The following is a 17,514-nucleotide window of genomic DNA, read 5'->3' as shown; positions in this document are numbered from 1 at the left end:
CCCAGGGCGGACGGCCCCCGCGAGTCGTCCGCCCCAGGCCGGACCGGCGAGGCGCGCCTCGATAGGGTGATCGCATGATTCGCCATGTCGCGCTGTTCACCTGGACCGATGACGCCACCGACGAGCAGAAGGCGGCGGTGGCGACCGCGCTGGGGACGCTGCCGGCCGCCATCCCGCAGATCCGCGCGTACACCTTCGGTCCCGACGCGGGCATCAACCAGGGCAACCACGACTTCGCGGTGGTCGCCGACTTCGACGACCTCGACGACTACCTGGTCTACCGCGACGACGCGGGGCACCAGGCGGTGATCGCGGAGTACATCAAGCCCATCCTGGCGAGCCGCGCCGCCGTCCAGCTCAGTCTGTAGCCTTGGGCGGCTGCTCGTCCGTCCAGCCGAGCCGCCGCACCGCGAACGAGCCGAGCACCTCGCCGCCCTTCGCCAGCACCGTCTGAAGGGCCAGCAGGTCGCCGCTCCCGGGGTCGATGACCATCTGCTGTCGGATGTCGGCCTTGCCGTGCTGCAGCGCGATCCCGGTACGCCCCTCGGCGTCCGAGACCCGTCCGACGACGTCCGTGCCGGGCAGGCCGGCCAGCATCCGGTAGGCGGCCGCCCTCGTGCGGGGCGTCGCCGCGGTGTCGAGGAGCACCCAGTGCGCCGTGGCCCACAGCCATTCCTCTTCCCCGGTCGACCCGTCCGTCGGACGGTGCTTCAGCAGCAGCGCCTTGAGCTCCCCGGCCTCCTCGGGCAGCGTCATCCGCTTGAGCGCCAGCGGGTTGAAGAAGACCCTGCCCATCCGGCATTTGTCCTGGTCGCCGCAGAGCTTCGGCGAACCGGCCCTCTTCCAGGCCCTCCTGTCGGCGGCGGTCGGCAGGCTGGAGGACACGCGCCCCTGCACGTACCGCTCCTTGCCCTTGCGGTCGATCCACAGGACCTCCGTGACCCGGTCCTCGACGGTGTACGAGGTCCTCTTGAGCCGCTGCGTCCGGATCGCCTCCCGCCGCCACCACGCCCCCGTACCCGGCGGCTGCGCGGCGAGCCGGTCCGCCGCCGCGTCGAGCGCGGCCCGCGGCGATGACGGCGTGGCCAGGGGAACCGCCTTGGTCGTGGCGCGCCGGTCCGCCGTGGCCGCGGGAGACGCCGTCCCGGCCTGTTCACCGCCCAGGCGGGGCACCACCACGGACCCGGCCACCAGCACACTCGCGACGGCCGCCGCCGCGAGCGACACGCGCGGCCAGACGGGCAGCCCCCGCCGCCGCCGGGTCCCGTCCAGCACCTCGGCCCGTACGGCGAGCACCCGCGCGTCGTCGGCGGGCGGGACGTCCGGCATGACGTCGTCGACGAACTGGAATTCCCTCATCAGACCTCCACCCCCAGGGAGTCGCGCAGCTTGGTGCGGGCCCGGCTGAGCCGGGAGGCGACGGTGCCGTTGGCGACGCCGAGCGCCGCGGCGACCTCGTCGTAGGTGAGCCCGCCGTACGCGACGAGCAGCACCACGTCGCGCTCGCCGCGCGACAGGCCGGCCAGCGCGGCCGAGAGCCTCTGCACGGTCACTCCCGCGGAGACGCGGTCCACGATCCGCTGATCATGGCCGTCGTCGTGCCGCGGCGGCCCGGACCGGGCCAGCGCCCGGTAGCGCCGCACCTCGGCACGCCGGTGCCGGCCGACGAGCTTGGTGGCGATGCCGTACAGCCAGGGCCTGACGCCGCCCTGGGAGGCGTCGAAGCTGTGCCGGCGGCGGAAGGCGACGAGGAAGGTCTCGGCCGCCAGGTCCTCCGCGACGTCGAGGTCGAGCCGGCGTCCCAGGTAACGGCGGATCTCCTCGTAGTGGGCGTCGAAGACGGTCGCGAATCTTTCGGGGTCCGCGACCGCTCCGTCGAGCGATGCGATCATGCAAGGGTCTCCTTGCCGGGGAACATGGACACCCGTGATTGCCCGCTCCCCGAGGACCCTTCCCAGGAATCCGTCAGATTTCCGGCGGGTTGTTCTCGCGGTGCATCAGCCGGTCGTCGGAGGTACGGCCGCGCCGGGGCGCCAGCACGACGCTGAGCAGGATGCCGAGGCCGCCGACGATCATGAAGATGAGGCCGATCACGTCCATGTGGACGGCGTCGCCGAACACGTCCGGCTCGATGGCGAACTTGAGGATGGCGCCGAGCGTGAGGATGAAGATGCTGACCCCGACACCCATGACGACCTCCGGAGACGAACGGCGAGTACGCCCACGGTCATACCCGAGTAAAGGCGATCACACCCTCAGGCGAGGCACGAGAGCGGGCGGCCCCCGTTGAAGGTGATCATGTCGCCGACGGCCGCGACGAGGTCGAGGTCGCCGCCCCTCGGCAGGCCGTCCAGCTCGGCGTAGGCGCGGTGCAGGTTGCCGACGATCCGCTCGGGGTCGAGCAGGCCCGCCCAATCGCCGAGGTCGGTCTCGCGGGCCGTCTCCAGCGGTGTGAGCCCCGCCGTCCGGCCGCGCTCGGCGGCCACGCGGACGAAGCGCAGGTAGCCGCGCACCCGCCCGATCACCTCGGGGCCGCACACGTCGCCGTGGCCGGGCACGATCGTCTCGGCCCCCAGCTCCTCCAGCCGGTCCAGCGCCTCCAGCGCGCCGTCCACCGAGCCCATGAGCACGAACGGCGTGCCGCCGTTGAAGAGCAGGTCGCCGGAGAACAGCAGGCGGCGCTCCGGGATCCACACGTACGAGTCGTTGGTGGTGTGCGCGGCGGTGCCGACGTGGCGCACCTCGCAGCGCAGCTCGTCGGAGTGGAGGGTGACGCCGTCGGTGTAGGTCAGGAACGGCGCCACGGCCTCCAGCTCGCCCCACTCGACCTCGGGTGACCACGCGGCCCGGTAGGCGGGGATGCCCTCGGCCAGGACCATCTCGCGGGTGCGCTCGTGGGCGACGATCGTGGCCTCGGGGAAGAGGTGGTTGCCGAAGGTGTGGTCGCCGTGGTGGTGGGTGTTGACCAGCGTCGTGAAGGGCCGGTCGGTCACCCGGGCGACGGCCTCGCGGTAGGCACGGGTGCGACGCTCGGTCGAGCAGGCGTCGATGCCGATGACGCCGCGCCGCCCGGCCAGGAACCCGGTGTTGTTGATCCACCAGCTCCCGTCGGGCTGGACGTAGGCGTACACGCCGTCGGAGACCTCTTCGACGCGCGGCGGGGGGAGCGGGCGGTCGTGGGGAGTGGCGCTCATGGCCCCGACCGTACCGCCGGGGCGCCCGGCTGGTCCCGACCGTACCGCCGGGGCGCCCGGCCGGGACGCCCCCGCCGCGCCGTCGGCCCAGGACGCGGGACGCCCGCTCCGGGGGCCGGAGCGGGCGTCGAGGCACAGCACGGAGGGAACCGTCGCTAGAAGGCCGCCTCCGGCAGCTCCATGAGCTCCTGCCCGGTGCCGTCGAGCACGCGCCGCTCGGCCGCCAGGCGCGGCAGCACGGTCTTGGCGAAGAACGACGCGGCGGCCACCTTGCCCTGGTAGAAGGGGTCCTCGCCGTCCGCGAGGCGGGCCAGCGCCACCTCGGCCTGACGCAGCAGCAGCCAGCCGATCACGAGGTCGCCGAGCGCGAGCAGGAGCCGGGTGGTGTTGAGGCCGACCTTGTAGACCTCCTGCGGCTGCTCCAGCGAGCCGAGCGCCCAGCCGGCCATGGTGTCGCCCATGGCCTTGACGTCGGCGGCGGCCTCGGCGAGCAGCGCGCGCTCCTCCTTGAGCCGGCCGTTGCCCGCCTCGGAGCCGGCGAAGGCGTCGATCTCGGCGAGCAGCGCGCCGACGGCGGCGCCCTGGTTGCGCAGGATCTTGCGGAAGAACAGGTCGAGGCCCTGGATCGCGGTGGTGCCCTCGTACAGGGAGTCGATCTTGGCGTCGCGGATGTACTGCTCGATCGGGTAGTCCTGGAGGTAGCCGGAGCCGCCCAGGGTCTGCAGGGAGCGGGCCAGCAGCTCGTACGACCGCTCGGAGCCGACGCCCTTGACCAGGGGCAGCAGCAGGTCGTTCATGGCGTGGGCGTGCCGGTCGTCCGGGTCCATCTGGATGGCGTCCTGGAACGTCGCGGTGTAGAGGACCAGCGCCCGCATGCCCTCGGCGTACGCCTTCTGCAGCATGAGCTCGCGGCGTACGTCGGGGTGGTGGGCGATGGTCACGCGCGGCGCGGACTTGTCGGCCATGCGGGTCAGGTCGGCGCCCTGCGCCCGCGACTTGGCGTACTCCAGCGCGTTGAGGTAGCCGGTGGAGAGCGTGGCGATGGCCTTGGTGCCGACCATCATGCGGGCGTGCTCGATGACCATGAACATCTGCTTGATGCCCTCGTGGACCTCGCCCACGAGCCAGCCGATCGCCGGGTGCCGGTCGCCGAAGGTCAGCTCGCAGGTGGTGGAGACCTTCAGGCCCATCTTCTTCTCGACGTTGGTGACGTAGACGCCGTTGCGCTCGCCGAGCTCGCCGTTGGCGAGGTTCACGTGGTACTTGGGCACCAGGAACATGGACAGGCCCTTGGTGCCGGGGCCGTGGCCCTCGGGGCGGGCCAGCACGAGGTGGAAGATGTTCTCGGTCATGTCGTGCTCGGCGCTGGTGATGAAGCGCTTGACGCCCTCGATGTGCCAGCTCCCGTCGGGCTGGCGCACGGCCCTGGCCCGGCCGGCGCCGACGTCGGAGCCCGCGTCGGGCTCGGTGAGGACCATGGTGGCGCCCCAGTTGCGCTCGATGGCGAGCTGGGCGAAGCGCTTCTGGTCGGGGGTGCCGAGCTTCCACAGGGTGTAGGCGAAGTTGGGGCCCGCGGCGTACATGTAGAGCGCGGGGTTGGCGCCGAGGATCATCTCCGCCGTGGCCCAGGCGAGGCTGCGGGGGATCCCGGGGCCGCCGAGGTCCTCGGGCAGGTCGAGGTTGGCCCAGCCGCCGTCGAGCAGCGCCTGGTACGACTTCTTGAAGCCCGCGGGGACGGTCACGGTGCGCGTCTCGGGGTCGAAGACTGGCGGGTTGCGGTCGCCCTCCTCGAACGAATCGGCGAGCACCCCTGTGGCCAGCCTGTTGACCTCGTCGAGGATGCTGCGCGCGACGTCCTCGTCCATGTCCGCGTACGGGCCCGTGCCGAGGATCTCGTTTCGCCCGAACACCTCGAAGAGGTTGAACTCCAGGTCACGCAGGTTGCTCTTGTAGTGGCCCATGGGTGCTGATCTCCTTGACCCGAGGTCTTTATCTACTGGCTAGTAACCTTACTCCCAATGCTACCCGCGGGTAACAGCGGATATGCGTGGCATGCTCATCTCCATGGACGCCGAAGAACTCGCCGCGCGCTGGCGAGAACGCCTGGAATCGTGGGCCATCCCGCCCGAGATCCTGGCGAACGCCCCCGCCGACCCGTGGGGCCACTCGCCGGTCCGCTTCGCCGCGCGTACCGACAGGGCGCTGGCCGAGCCCGACGACGGGCCCACGATGACCCGGCTCGCGCAGGCCCTGCCCGAAGGGGGCGCGCTGCTCGACGTCGGCGCCGGCACGGGCGCCGCCTCGCTGCCGCTGCACGAGCGGATCGGCCACCTGTACGCGGTCGACACCTCCGCCGCGATGCTGGCCGAGCTGGCGGTGCGGGCCGACAAGCTGGGCGTCGCGCACACCACGGTCGAGGGCCGCTGGCCCGACGTGGTCGAGCAGGTGCCGGCGGCGGACGTGACGGTGGCCGCGCACGTCGTCTACAACGTGCCCGACCTGGCCGGCTTCCTGCGCGCCCTCGACGAGCGCACGAGCGGGCGGGTGGTGATCGAGCTCACCCACCGCCACCCCATGAGCTGGCTGACCCCGCTGTGGGAGCACTTCCACGGCGTCAACCGGCCGGTGCGCCCGATCGCCGAGGACTGCGTCGCGCTGGCCGCCGCCCTCGGGTACCGGGTCAACGTCGAGGAACGCGAGGCGCCGCTGGAACGATTCAGCAGCCTGGAGGAGCTGGCGGCCGGCGCCTGCCGCCGGATCTGCCTCGATCCGTCCCGCGCCGAGGAGGTCGCCGAGACCGCGCTCGAACTCGGCATGTGGCCGCTGCCGCGCGAGCGCTGGGTGACGATCTGGTGGGAGTGACCCCGGTCGCGGCGGCCGGTAGGGGACTTATCAGGGACGAACCCCGATGTGGCCAGGGTGACCGGCGAGGCACCCTGGCCCTATGAACGAAATCACTCGACGCGACGAAGTCTCGCTGTCCGGTGCCGCGCTGCGCGGCGCCCCTTGGAAGGCCGCGGCCGTCGGTGGCGGTGTGGTGGCCGGCGCGAGCTTCGGCCTGGGGGCCCTGCTCGGCGACGGCGACCTGGTGTGGGCGCTGGGCCTCGGCATCAACCTGTTCGCCCTGATCGCCGCGATCGGCGCGGTCTCCAAGCCGGACGAGGGCGACCGGGTGACCCGGCAGGCCCGCCGGTGGGCGCTGAACCACCCGTGGAAGTTCGCTCTGCTGCCCGCCGGCATCGCCACGGTCCTCGACTACCCCGTGCAGCTCGTGCTCGACGGCGAGGGCGTGTTCGGCTCGGCCTTCCAGGCGATCTGGCACGGCGCGCTGGTCTACCTGATCGCCGGCATCCTGGCCGTGACCATGAAGGGCCGCGCGCGCTAGCCCAGCAGCCCGTCCTTCTCGGCCTGGCTGCGGCACACGCAGAACTCGTTGCCCTCGGGGTCGTGCAGGGTCACCCAGCCGGTCCCGTCCGCCTTGCGGTGGTCCTCGAAGACGGTGGCACCGAGCCCGAGCAGGCGCTCGACCTCCTCGTCGCGGGTGCGGCCCTCGGTGCCGTTGACGTCGAGGTGGACGCGGTTCTTGACGGTCTTGCCCTCGGGGACGCGGATGAACAGCAGGAAGGGGTCCTGCTTGGTGCGGAGCATGACCTCGTCGTCGCCTGGCTCGTTCTCCTCGTGGAGCGGCAGCCCGGTGGCGTTGCTCCACCAGCTCGCCAGCTCGTACGGGTCGGCGGCGTCGATGGTCACGGCGTGGATCTCAATCATGTGATCACCCAATCGTGACACCGGCAAAGCCGTCAAGCCGGTTACTGGCATGATGCCCGGTATGCCGGACATCGTGCTTGTGGAGCTGGGCGTGGGCGACGTGGACCGCCTGCGGGAGATCAGATTGAGGGCGCTGCTCGACGCGCCGGAGGCGTTCGCGTCCACGTACGCCAGGGAGAAGGACTTCACGCCCGAGCAGTGGGCGGAGCGGCTGGGCGCGCCGGAGTCGCGGTGGCTGGTGGCCGCCGACGGCACGGCCGATCTCGGGCTGGTGTGCGCCCGGGAGGAGGAGGGCGGGGTCCATCTGCTGGCGATGTGGGTGGCGCCGGAGGCCCGGGGCCGCCGGGTCGGCTCGCTGCTGGTGGACGAGGTGATCGCCGGAGCCCGCGCGGCGGGCGCCGAGGAGGTGCGGCTGTGGTGCGTGGACTCCAACGAGTCCGCCCTGGCCCTCTACCGGCGCAGGGGATTCACCCCCACCGGCCAGACCATGAGGCTGCCGTCCAACCCCGACGCGGGTGAGTCGCAGTACGCGCTGTCACTGCTGTTCCGCGAGGCCAGGGCCGAAGACGTGCCCGCGATCGTGGCCATGCTGGCCGACGACCCGCTGGGCGCCCGCCGTGAGGGCGACCCGGCCGACGAGCGCTATCTGACGGCGTTCGCCCGCATCGACGCGAACCCCTACGACGAGCTGATCGTGGCCGAGGTCGGCGGCAAGGTCGTGGGCACCATGCAGCTCACCTACCTGGCCGGCCTGTCGCGCCTGGGCGCCGAGCGCTGCCAGATCGAGGCGGTCAGGGTCGCCTCCTCCACGCGGGGACAGGGCCTGGGCCGCAGGATGATCCAGTGGGGGGTGGACCGGGCGCGGGCCCGGGGCTGCGCGGTGGTGCAGCTCACCTCCGACAAGACGCGCACCGACGCGCACCGCTTCTACGACTCGCTCGGCTTCGCCGCCTCCCACGAGGGCTACAAGCTCGCGCTGAGCTGAGCCATCATCCATCTGCACCACTCGGCGCGGTGCCGCTCGTAGCCGAGCCCGCAGCGCAGCGTCGCGTAGTTGCCGAAGCGCGGGTCTCCCGGGTCGGGAGGCCCGCCGAACCGCTCCTCCTCGCGTTCGTACTCGGCCAGCCGCTCCTCGTGCACCCGGAGCTGCTCGGCGAACAGCCGCCTGAGCAGCCCGGGGTCGGCCAGCCACGACGCGTACGTCTTGAGCACCAGCTCGTCGCGCTCGGGCCGCTCGCGCGGCGGCTCGGTCACCCACGCCCGCAGCGCGTCGCCGCCCTCGGGCGTCAGCCGGTAGACCTTCTTGTCCTGCGGCCCGGGCCCGTGCCGGGCGTCGAACGCGACGAGCCCGCCGGCCGCCAGTTTCTGCAGCTCGGCGTGGATCTGGCTGTGCCGGGCCGTCCAGAAGTACGACACGGGCCGGCGCATGGCGGCGGCGATGTCGTAGCCCGTGCGCTCGCCGCGCGCCAGCACGGCCAGAATCGCGTACCCAAGCGTTGAGGTCATCGTGCGCCCAAGGATATTCTGCCGCAGACTATGTCACTTCTGACATAGTCTGCGGAGAGGGGACGGCATGCGCGCGACCATCGGCCTGGCGGGACTCCTGGTGGTGCTCACCGCCTGCGGGGGCACAGTGAGCACCACCACCGCCGCCCCGCCGCCGGCGACCCCCACCACCCCGTCCGCGACGACGGCCGGCCCGACCCCGACCCCGACGCCGTCGCCGGTGGTCACCGGCCCGAACGTCAGCGGCTGCTTCACCGAGGACGACGGAAGGATCTTCACCTACGGCGACGACCTGCCCGGCGTCGTCACGGGCAAGGGCGAGACCGGCGTGGTGATCACGTACGAGCGCAACGGCAACGTCTGCACCTGGCGCCCGCTCTCCGACCGCCTCGTGGCGGCCGGCTACCGCGTCCTGCTGTACGCCAGGGACAGCAGGACCCCGCCGGAGGACGTCGCCGTGGCCATGGCCAAGCGGCTGGCCAAGGAGAAGGGCGTCAAGCGGCTGTTCTTCGTCGGCGGCTCCATCGGCGCCACCACCGCGCCGCTCGCGGCGGCCCGGCTGGGCGGCAGGACCGCCGGGATCGTGGCCCTGTCGGGCGCGATCGACCCCGGCGACGCCGCGAAGATCACCGCGCCGCTGCTCCAGATCGGCACCGAGAACGACGGCTACGGCGGCGCCGCGGACCTCCAGGCCGCCCACGCCGCCGCCACGAAGGCCGCCGCCGACGAGCTCCTCGTCGTCAAGGGCGAGAGCGCCCACGCCTCCGCGATGTTCGGCGCCTCCTACGGCCCTCAGGTCCTCGACCGGGTCCTCACGTTCATGAACCGGCACCGTCAGCCGGGCAAGGGGTGACCTCGACCAGGTTGTCGTGGTAGACCGCGCCCCGGCCGAGATCGGCGTCGGCCTCACGGACCACCGCGTTCGGGTTGGCGCCGCCCGGCACGTGCTTCGGCCAGTGTCCCTTCGGCGAGGCCACCACGCCCCGCGCCACCCGGTCGCTCACCTCCACCACGGCCAGGAACTCGCCGCCGTCGTTGTGCACCCGCGCGAGCCGTCCGCTCTCCAGCCCCCGCGCGGTCGCGTCGGCCGGGTTGACCAGCACCACCGGGTCCTTGGCGCGGCGCCGCAGCTCGGGGTTGTTGGCGAACGTCGTGTTGAGGAACATGTGCGCCGCGGGCGTGATCAGGGTCAGCGGGTACGGCCCGCGGCCCGCCTCCCTCGCCGACAGCGACGGCACGTACGCCTTGCCCCGCGACGGGAAGCGCGTCCGGCCCGACCTCCTCGGGAAGCCCTCGGCGAACGGCGTGAACGGCTTGGGGTAGTTCATCCGCACCCAGCCCTCCTTGCGTAGCCGGTCCAGCGTGACGCCCTCCATCGACGGGTGGTCGCTCGCGAGCAGTTGCTCGGCCAGCTCCAGGTCCGAGTCGTACAGCGACGGCTCGGTCATCCCCATGTGCCGGGCCAGCCGGCGGAACGTCTCCGTCGTGGACAGGCACTCGCCGGGCGGCTCCACCGCGGGCTCGTTCCACTGCAGGTACATGTGCCCGTAGCCGGCGTGCAGGTCGGCGTGCTCGATCTGCATGGTCGCGGGCAGCACGATGTCGGCGTAGTCCACCGTGTCGGTCGGGAAGTGCTCCATGACCACCGTGAACAGGTCCTCGCGGGCCAGCCCGCGCCTGATCGCCCCGGTGTCGGAGGTGGAGCCGAGCGGGTTCGCGCCGTACACCCACAGGCACTTGACCGAGTCCCGCTCCGGGGCCAGCTCCGAGCCCAGGCGCGTCATCGTCAGCGTGCGCACCGGCCGGGCGAGCAGGTCGTCCCGCGGGTCGATGTTCAGGTGCACGTGGCCGCTGGTGGAGTAGGCCACGCCGCCGCCCGGGTGGCGCCAGTCGCCGGTGACGGCGGCGATCGCGTTGATCGTCCGCACCGCCGTGCCGCCGCCCTCGTGCCGCTGGATGCCCATCGTGGCGCGGATGGCGGTCGGCCTCGTGCGCGCGAGCCTCATCCCCAGGCTGTGGACGGCCCCGGCGGGGATGCCGGTGATCTCGGCCACCCGCTCGACCGGGTGGGCCAGGATCTCCTCGCGGAACGTCTCCCAGCCCTCCGTGTGCTCGGCCAGGTACTCCTCGTCCTGCGCCCCTTCGGCCAGCACCACGTTGAGCAGGCCGAGCGCGAGCGCGGCGTCCGTGCCCGGCCGGATGGCCAGGTGCTCGTCCGCCTGGTCGGCCGTCCTCGTGCGGATCGGGTCGATCGCGACCACGTACGCGCCGTTCGCCCGCGCCTCCTGCACGAACTTCCACAGGTGGTGGCCGCTGGTCAGCGGGTTCGTCCCCCACAGCAGGATCAGCCGGGACAGCGCGAAGTCCTCGGTGTCCATGCCGCCCGGGGTGCCGTTGGCCAGGGTCAGGCCGGAGTTGCCCGCGCTGGAGCAGATGTTCAGCCAGTGCTTGGAGGCGCCCAGAACGTTCCAGAACCGCCGCCCGGCCGCGCCCTCGCACCCCTGGAGGTAGCCGAGCGAGCCGGTGCCCTGGTACGGCCAGATCGCCTCGCCCCCGTGCTCCTCGACGATCCCGCGCAGCCGGGCCGAGATCTCGTCCAGGGCCTCGTCCCACGAGATCCGCTCGAACCGCCCCGACCCCTTGGGGCCGGTGCGGCGCATCGGATACAGGATGCGGTCCTCCGCCCGGGCGTGCTCCAGGTAACGATTCACCTTCACGCAGAGGGCGCCTCGGGTGTAGGGATGGTCAGGGTTGCCGCGCAGCTTCACGGCCTCGCCGTCCTCGACGGTGACCACCCAGGAGCAGCCGTCCGGGCAGTCCAGCGGACACGCCCCCAGAACTCGCAATTCGCCCGACATGTGGTCAGCTTATGCGGGCAGCATCCCTTCCTCCGAGCGCACCGGGGGACCCCGTGACGCGCCACGGTGCTCGCGGCGGTAGAAATCGAAGGGAGACCACCCGTCACCCCTGGTTCGATGACCGAGGTGACGATTAGGGACACTAACGGCCAAAGATCGTACGGTCCGGCCGGGAAGGTGCAGAATCGCTGTCGGTGGCCGACATCAGGGAACGTGACGACACGGGGGACCTCACGGAAGGGGATCCCGCCGTGACTGAGGCGCGCCCGGACCACGACGTCTACGTGGTCGAGCCGCTCCTCCCGCAACGCCTGCGCAGACCCTCCGACCTGCTGCGCTTCGGCGCCACGCTCGCCGCCATGGTCGCGGTGCTGCTGATCGCGCTCGTCGCCAAGCAGACCCTGAACGGCCTGGAGAAGGACGTCACCGAGGGCGCCACCCGGCTGCCCGAGCTGCTCAGCCGGGTCGCGACGTTCCTGGGCGGCGCCGCGCTGCTCGTCGTGCCCGTCGCCTTCGCCGTCGAGCGCGTCTTCCACCGCGACGGCCTGCGCGTCGCCGAGGGCCTGGTCGCCGCCATCCTCGGCATGGTCATCTCGTTCCTGCTCGGGAGCTGGATCGTCACCGCCGGACCCGTCGACCTGCGCCTGCTGCTGACCGGCAACCGCGACATCGAGCCGCTCAACACGCTGCTCACCTCGGTCATCGCCTACTCCACGGCGGTCCGCATCTCCCGCCGCCCCACCTGGCGCGCCCTCATGTGGACCGTCATCGGGCTGTACGCCCTCGCCTTCTTCACCGGCTACCAGATCACGCTCGTCGGCGGCGTCACCACCGTCCTGCTCGGCATGGCCATCGGCTACGGCACCCTGTACGGCGTCGGCAGCCCCAACACCCGGCCCCCCGGCAACGCCGTCGTCGCCGCCCTGCGCAAGCTGTCCTTCACGCCCGTCTCGGCCCGCCGCATCGACGACGACCACCAGGGCAGCCGCCGCTACGCCATCGGCCTCAAGGACGGCAGCAGCCTCGACGTCACCGTCCTCGACCGCGACCGCCAGGTGGCCGGCCTGCCGTACCGGCTGTGGCGGCGCATCCGGCTCAACTCCGAGACCCGCCGCCGCGCGATCCGCTCGCTCCGCGCCGAGCTGGAACGCGAGGCGCTCATGGCCTACGCCGCCCAGGCCGCCGGCGCCAGCACGCCCCGCCTCCTCGGCACCAGCGAGATCGGCACCGAGGCCGCGCTGCTCGCCTACGAGCACCTCGACACCCGGCCCCTCGACGAGGTGCCCGACTCCGAGATCGACGACAACGTGCTCGCCCAGATCTGGGAGCAGATCGAGCTGCTGCAGATCCAGCGGCTCGCCCACCGGCGGCTCACCGGCGACGGCATCCACCTCGATCCCGCCGGCCGCGTCGTGCTGACCGACGCGCGCAGCGGCGAGATCGCGGCCGGCGACCTGCTGCTCCGGCTCGACGTCGCCCAGCTCCTGACCTACCTCGCGCTGCGCGTCGGGCCCGAGCGCTCCGTCCGCTCCGCCGCCGCCGTCATGGGGCCCGACGCGCTCGCCGCCGCCCTGCCGCTGCTCCAGCGCATCGCGCTCACCCGCGAGACCCGCGCGGCCCTGGCCAAGGACAAGGCCCTGCTCGGCAACCTGCGCGAGCAGATCGTCGCGCTCAAGCCGCAGAGCAAGGTCGAGGAGATCCGGCTGGAGCGCTTCCGGCCGCGCACCCTCGTCACCATCATCGCCAGCGCCCTGGCCGCGTACTTCCTGCTGTCGCAGCTCAGCCGGGTCAACCTCGTCCAGGTCGTCACCACGGCCAACTGGGCGTGGTCCGGCGCCGCGCTCGTCGCCTCGTTCGTCAGCTTCGTGGCCGCCGCGCTCATGCTGCGCGGGTTCGTGCCCGAGCACCTGCCCCTCTGGCGCACCGTGCTCGTGCAGTTCGCGTCGTCGTTCGTCAAGCTGGTCGCGCCGGCCGCTGTGGGCGGCATCGCCATCAACACCCGCTACCTGCAGAAGCGCGGCATCTCACCCGCGTCGGCGATGGCCAGCGTGGGCGCCTCGCAGCTCGTCATGCTGATCTTCCACATCGGGCTGCTGCTGCTGTTCGCCTACATCACCGGGTCGAACACCGCCACGTCCTTCACCCCGTCCCGCGGGCTGGTCGTGGCGATGCTCGCCGTCGCCGTGCTGGCCGTGGTGCTCCTCGGCGTGCCGCAACTGCGCCGGCTCGTCACCGCGCGCATGCGGCGGCTGTTCTCCAACGTGCTGCCGCGGCTGCTCGACGTGCTCCAGTCGCCCAGCAAGATGATCGAGGCGTGCTCCGGCACCCTCATGATCACTCTGGCCTTCGTGGCCTGCCTCGACGCGTGCGTGGCGGCGTTCGGTGGCTCGCTCAGCTTCACCACCGTCGCCGTCGTCTACCTCACCGCCAACGCCATAGGCTCGGCCGCGCCCACGCCGGGCGGGCTCGGCGCGGTCGAGGCCTCGCTCACGCTCGGCCTGACCGTCGCCGGCCTGGACGCGCCGCTGGCCACCTCGGCCGTGCTGCTCTACCGGCTGCTCACGTTCTGGCTGCCGGTGCTGCCCGGCTGGGCCGCGTTCACCCATCTCCAGCGCGACGAGGCTCTGTGATGCGGTCGATCTCGCGCAGCTCGTCCTCGGTGAAGGCCGGGCCGTCCACGCACGCCACGTTGTCCTCCAGCTGCCGCACGCTGCTCGCGCCGATGAGCACGCTCGTCACCCGCGGGTCGCGCAGCGTCCACAGCAGCGCCATCTGCGCCAGCGTCTGACCGCGGCCCCGCGCGACCTCGTTGAGCTCGCCCGCCAGCTTGGTGTCGATGTCGTCGGCGCTCAGGAACCTGCTCGTCGCCGCCCGCGACCCGGCCGGCACCCCCTGCAGGTAGCGGTCGGTCAGCAGCCCCTGCGCCAGCGGCGAGTAGACGATGCAGCCCATGCCCGACTCCTCCAGCGTGTCGAGCAGGCCGCCCTCCTCGATCCACCGGTTGATCATCGAGTACGACGGCTGGTGGATGAGCAGCGGCGTCCCCAGCTCCCGCATGATCCGCGCGGCCTGGGCCGTCTGCTCGGCCGAGTAGTTGGAGACGCCCGCGTACAACGCCTTGCCCGAGCGCACCGCCCGGTCCAGCGCGCCCATCGTCTCCTCCAGCGGCGTGTCCGGGTCGGGACGGTGGCTGTAGAAGATGTCGACGTACTCCAGGCCCATCCGCTGCAGCGACTGGTCGAGGCTGGCCAGCACGTACTTGCGCGACCCCCACTCGCCGTACGGGCCGGGCCACATGTCGTAGCCCGCCTTCGTGGAGATGACCAGCTCGTCCCGGTACGGGGCGAAGTCCTCGCGCAGGATGCGGCCGAAGGTGCGCTCCGCCGAGCCGTACGGCACGCCGTAGTTGTTGGCCAGGTCGAAGTGCGTCACCCCGAGGTCGAACGCGCGCCGCAGGATCTCCCGCGACGTCGCGATCGGCCGGTCGTCGCCGAAGTTGTGCCACAGGCCCAGCGAGACGGCCGGCAGCCGCAGCCCGCTCCGGCCGCTCCGGTTGTACGGCTGCCGCTCGTAGCGGCCCGCGTCCGCCGTGTACGTCACGCGGCGCTCCCCTCGGTGCCTCGCTCGATGATCCAGGAGAGCGTGAACGCCTCCTCGCGCCACGCGTCGTAACGCCCGCTCCGGCCGCCGTGACCCGCGCCCATCTCGGTCTTCAGCAGGAACGGCCCGCCGGCCGCGGTGGCCCGCAGCCGGGCGACCCACTTCGCGGGCTCGTGGTAGAGCACGCGCGTGTCGTTGAGGCTGGTGATGGCCAGGATCGGCGGGTACGTCCGGCCGTCGACGTTCTCGTACGGCGTGTAGCTCTTCATGTACGCGTAGACGTCGGCGTCGTGCAGCGGGTCGCCCCACTCGTCCCACTCGATGACCGTCAGCGGCAGCGACGGGTCGAGGATCGTGTTGAGCGCGTCGACGAACGGCACCTCGGCCACCACGCCCGCGAACTCCTCCGGAGCCAGGTTGGTCGCCGCGCCCATGAGCAGGCCGCCGGCCGAGCCGCCGCGGGCCACGACGCGCCCGCTCCAGCCCGCCTGCTTCAGGTGCCGGGCCGCCGCCACGAAGTCGGTGAACGTGTTGCGCTTGCGCGTGAGCTTGCCGTCCTCGTACCAGCGCCGGCCCAGCTCGCCGCCGCCGCGCACGTGGGCCACGGCGAAGACGAAGCCGCGGTCGAGCAGCGACAGGCGGGGCACCGAGAAGCCCGGGTCGATGGAGGTCTCGTAGCTGCCGTAGCCGTACAGGACAGTCGGCGCGGGCGTGGCGGTGTCCTTCCGCTTGACCAGGGAGATCGGCACCCGCGTGCCGTCCTCCGCGGTCGCCCACTCGCGGAACTGCTCGTAGTCGTCCGGGTCGTAGCCGCCCAGCACCGCGCGCCGCTTCAGCAGGATCAGCTCGCGGGCGGTCAGGTCGTAGTCGTAGACGCTCGACGGGGTGACCATGCTCGTGTAGCCGAGCCGGAGCCGCCCGGTGGTGAACTCGGGGTTGCCCGCGGGGCTCACGTCGTACAGCGGCTCGGGGAACTCGATCTCGTACGCGGAGGCCCCGGCCGCGGCCTCGGCCCGCGCCCGCCAGCCGTCCCCGCTCTCCCCGTAGGGAAGGACCCGGATGCCGGTGAGACCGTCGCGCCGGAAGTGGACGACGGCGTGGCCCGCGAACGCGTCGATCTCCAGCAGCCGCGTGTCGTCGCGGTGCGCGATCAGCGGGGTCCACGTGCCGGGGTCGTCCAGCGGGGCGGTGGCCAGCTCGAAGTTCTCGGCGTTCTCGTTGTGCAGCACGTAGAAGAAGCCGCCCGCGTGCTCGACGCCGTACTCCACGCCGACCGTCCGGGGACGGACGATCCGGAACTCGCCGGTCGGGTCGGCGGCGTCCAGGACGCGCACCTCGCTGGTGATCTTGCTCCCCGCGCCCAGCACGAGGTACTTCTCGCTGCGGGTGAGCGAGACGCCGACCCAGTAGCGCTCGTCGGACTCCTCGTAGACGAGCACGTCGTCGCGCGTGCCGAGCGTGTGACGGTAGACCTGGTGCGGCCGCCACGCGTCGTCCACGCGGGTGTAGAAGAACGTCGAGCCGTCGGACGACCACGCGCCGCCGTAGAAGATGTCCTCGATCTCGTCGGCCAGCACCTCGCCGGTCACGAGGCTCTTGAACCTCAGCGTGAAGCGCTCGGCGCCCTTGTAGTCGGTGGAGTAGGCGAGCATCGTGCCGTCGGGCGAGACGGAACTCACGCCGACGGAGAAGAACTCGCTGTCGCCCGCCAGCTCGTTGCCGTCGAGCAGGACCAGCTCCTGGTCGAGCCGCTCGCCGGGCTTGATCTCCGGCGGGGTCTCGCCCGACGCCGGCACGCGGCACGAGACGGCGTACTGCTTGCCCTCCTCGGTGCGGGAGAAGTACCACCAGCCGCCCTTGCGGCTCGGCACCGACAGGTCGGTCTCCTGGACCCGGCCCTTGATCTCCTGGAACAGCCGCTCCTGGAGATCGCCGAGATGGTTGGTGTGCTCTTTGAGATAGGCGTTCTCCGCCTCCAGATAGGCGACCGTGTCCGGATCGTCCTTGTCGGCGAGCCAGGCGTACTCGTCGATCACGGTGTCGCCGTGATGGGTGCGCTCGGTCGGAACCTTCTTCGCCACCGGAGGCGTCGTCGCTTGGGTTTCGCTGCTCACGTGGGGAGTCTATGTTCGGCCGTAATCCTTCTGTGGCCGGGAAGCTCGACGAAGACGGTCCGAGCACTCAGGGGCGCTGCTAATCTTGTGAAGCCGACGAGGTGCGGCACAACCCTTCTTCTCCACTCCGGTGGATTCGGCATGGGCTGTGTCGATCGTCGACAACCCCCCTCTGGCGAGTCGGTTCGGAGCATGGCTGCGGGCTGGTAAGTTAGAGGGGTTGCCCCGGAGACGGGGTGCGGTCGGAATTCCGAAAGCGCCGAATTTGACAGAAAATACGGTCGCTGAAAGAATAAAGACACAACGAACGAACGAAACGAAAAGCGCCTCTCGTAGGACCGGGGAGAACGCGTCCGTTTCTTGAGAACTCAACAGTGTGTTAAAAGCCAGTGCATGAACAATGCATGACCCCGTCATATCGGCGAAAGCCGGTGACGGATTCCTTTTTAGTTGGGTATCAGACCTTTAATGGAG

16 protein-coding genes are annotated in these 17,514 nt (G+C 71.5%); 6 read left to right on the top strand and 10 right to left on the bottom strand.

Annotation, left to right across the window (positions count from 1 at the left end; translation table 11 throughout):
- Nucleotides 1–74: 74 nt before the first annotated feature.
- Nucleotides 75–368: a Dabb family protein gene (locus tag HTZ77_RS12675; protein WP_175589757.1), complete on the top strand. Its 294-nt coding sequence runs from the start codon at nt 75–77 to the stop codon at nt 366–368.
- On the opposite strand, the gene HTZ77_RS12670 is transcribed toward HTZ77_RS12675, so the two are convergent.
- The 5 genes from HTZ77_RS12670 to HTZ77_RS12650 form a co-directional block, all read right to left on the bottom strand.
- The gene (locus tag HTZ77_RS12670; protein WP_175589756.1) at nt 358–1,359 is read right to left on the bottom strand and encodes a CU044_5270 family protein; all 1,002 of its coding nucleotides are present in this window, start codon (nt 1,357–1,359) and stop codon (nt 358–360) included. The genes HTZ77_RS12675 and HTZ77_RS12670 overlap by 11 nt on opposite strands.
- Nucleotides 1,359–1,892, bottom strand: a complete 534-nt coding sequence (locus tag HTZ77_RS12665; RefSeq protein WP_175589755.1) for an RNA polymerase sigma factor — start codon at nt 1,890–1,892, stop codon at nt 1,359–1,361. Before HTZ77_RS12665 ends, HTZ77_RS12670 begins: the two co-directional genes overlap by 1 nt.
- 73 nt (nt 1,893–1,965) lie before the next feature.
- Nucleotides 1,966–2,190 (bottom strand): DUF6458 family protein, encoded by a 225-nt coding sequence (locus HTZ77_RS12660; protein ID WP_175589754.1) that lies wholly within the window; start codon nt 2,188–2,190, stop codon nt 1,966–1,968.
- A gap of 65 nt (nt 2,191–2,255) precedes the next feature.
- Entirely contained in the window at nt 2,256–3,194 is a 939-nt protein-coding gene (locus HTZ77_RS12655) for an MBL fold metallo-hydrolase (RefSeq protein ID WP_175589753.1), read from the bottom strand.
- Between the two features lie 155 nt (nt 3,195–3,349).
- The gene (locus HTZ77_RS12650; protein WP_175589752.1) at nt 3,350–5,155 is read right to left on the bottom strand and encodes an acyl-CoA dehydrogenase; all 1,806 of its coding nucleotides are present in this window, start codon (nt 5,153–5,155) and stop codon (nt 3,350–3,352) included.
- Nucleotides 5,156–5,258: 103 nt separating this feature from the next.
- On the opposite strand from HTZ77_RS12650, the gene HTZ77_RS12645 reads away from it, so the two are divergent.
- Together HTZ77_RS12645 and HTZ77_RS12640 are read left to right on the top strand one after the other, a co-directional pair.
- A complete protein-coding gene (locus HTZ77_RS12645; RefSeq protein WP_235994649.1) occupies nt 5,259–6,056 on the top strand; it encodes a class I SAM-dependent methyltransferase in 798 nt (265 codons plus the stop codon).
- An 82-nt stretch (nt 6,057–6,138) separates the two neighbouring features.
- Nucleotides 6,139–6,579: a hypothetical protein gene (locus HTZ77_RS12640; protein ID WP_205302594.1), complete on the top strand. Its 441-nt coding sequence runs from the start codon at nt 6,139–6,141 to the stop codon at nt 6,577–6,579.
- Here HTZ77_RS12640 and HTZ77_RS12635 read toward each other — a convergent pair.
- On the bottom strand, nt 6,576–6,962 hold the full coding sequence (locus HTZ77_RS12635) for a VOC family protein (RefSeq protein ID WP_175589750.1): 387 nt from the start codon (nt 6,960–6,962) through the stop codon (nt 6,576–6,578). The two genes, HTZ77_RS12640 and HTZ77_RS12635, sit on opposite strands and share 4 nt — an antisense overlap.
- Nucleotides 6,963–7,023: 61 nt before the next feature.
- On the opposite strand from HTZ77_RS12635, the gene HTZ77_RS48705 reads away from it, so the two are divergent.
- Entirely contained in the window at nt 7,024–7,947 is a 924-nt protein-coding gene (locus tag HTZ77_RS48705) for a GNAT family N-acetyltransferase (protein ID WP_175589749.1), read from the top strand.
- Here the strand turns inward: HTZ77_RS48705 and HTZ77_RS12625 are convergent.
- A complete protein-coding gene (locus HTZ77_RS12625) occupies nt 7,926–8,468 on the bottom strand; it encodes a PadR family transcriptional regulator (RefSeq protein WP_175589748.1) in 543 nt (180 codons plus the stop codon). The two genes, HTZ77_RS48705 and HTZ77_RS12625, sit on opposite strands and share 22 nt — an antisense overlap.
- A 67-nt stretch (nt 8,469–8,535) precedes the next feature.
- Between HTZ77_RS12625 and HTZ77_RS12620 the strand changes: the two genes are divergently transcribed.
- A complete protein-coding gene (locus tag HTZ77_RS12620; protein WP_175589747.1) occupies nt 8,536–9,321 on the top strand; it encodes an alpha/beta hydrolase family protein in 786 nt (261 codons plus the stop codon).
- Here HTZ77_RS12620 and HTZ77_RS12615 read toward each other — a convergent pair.
- A complete protein-coding gene (locus HTZ77_RS12615; RefSeq protein ID WP_175589746.1) occupies nt 9,287–11,326 on the bottom strand; it encodes a molybdopterin-containing oxidoreductase family protein in 2,040 nt (679 codons plus the stop codon). The two genes, HTZ77_RS12620 and HTZ77_RS12615, sit on opposite strands and share 35 nt — an antisense overlap.
- Before the next feature lie 251 nt (nt 11,327–11,577).
- Between HTZ77_RS12615 and HTZ77_RS12610 the strand changes: the two genes are divergently transcribed.
- Nucleotides 11,578–13,956, top strand: a complete 2,379-nt coding sequence (locus HTZ77_RS12610; RefSeq protein WP_175589745.1) for a lysylphosphatidylglycerol synthase transmembrane domain-containing protein — start codon at nt 11,578–11,580, stop codon at nt 13,954–13,956.
- Here HTZ77_RS12610 and mgrA read toward each other — a convergent pair.
- Both mgrA and HTZ77_RS48170 read right to left on the bottom strand, forming a co-directional pair.
- On the bottom strand, nt 13,925–14,926 hold the full coding sequence (gene mgrA / locus HTZ77_RS12605) for an L-glyceraldehyde 3-phosphate reductase (protein ID WP_175589744.1): 1,002 nt from the start codon (nt 14,924–14,926) through the stop codon (nt 13,925–13,927). The genes HTZ77_RS12610 and mgrA overlap by 32 nt on opposite strands.
- Entirely contained in the window at nt 14,923–17,040 is a 2,118-nt protein-coding gene (locus tag HTZ77_RS48170) for a S9 family peptidase (RefSeq protein WP_328808556.1), read from the bottom strand. Before HTZ77_RS48170 ends, mgrA begins: the two co-directional genes overlap by 4 nt.
- Between the last annotated feature and the right edge of the window lie 474 nt (nt 17,041–17,514).

The sequence above is a fragment of the Nonomuraea montanisoli genome (assembly GCF_013363975.1).
In the GTDB taxonomy this organism is placed as follows: Bacteria; Actinomycetota; Actinomycetes; order Streptosporangiales; family Streptosporangiaceae; genus Nonomuraea; species Nonomuraea montanisoli.
This window is presented reverse-complemented; position numbering and strand designations above follow the sequence as displayed.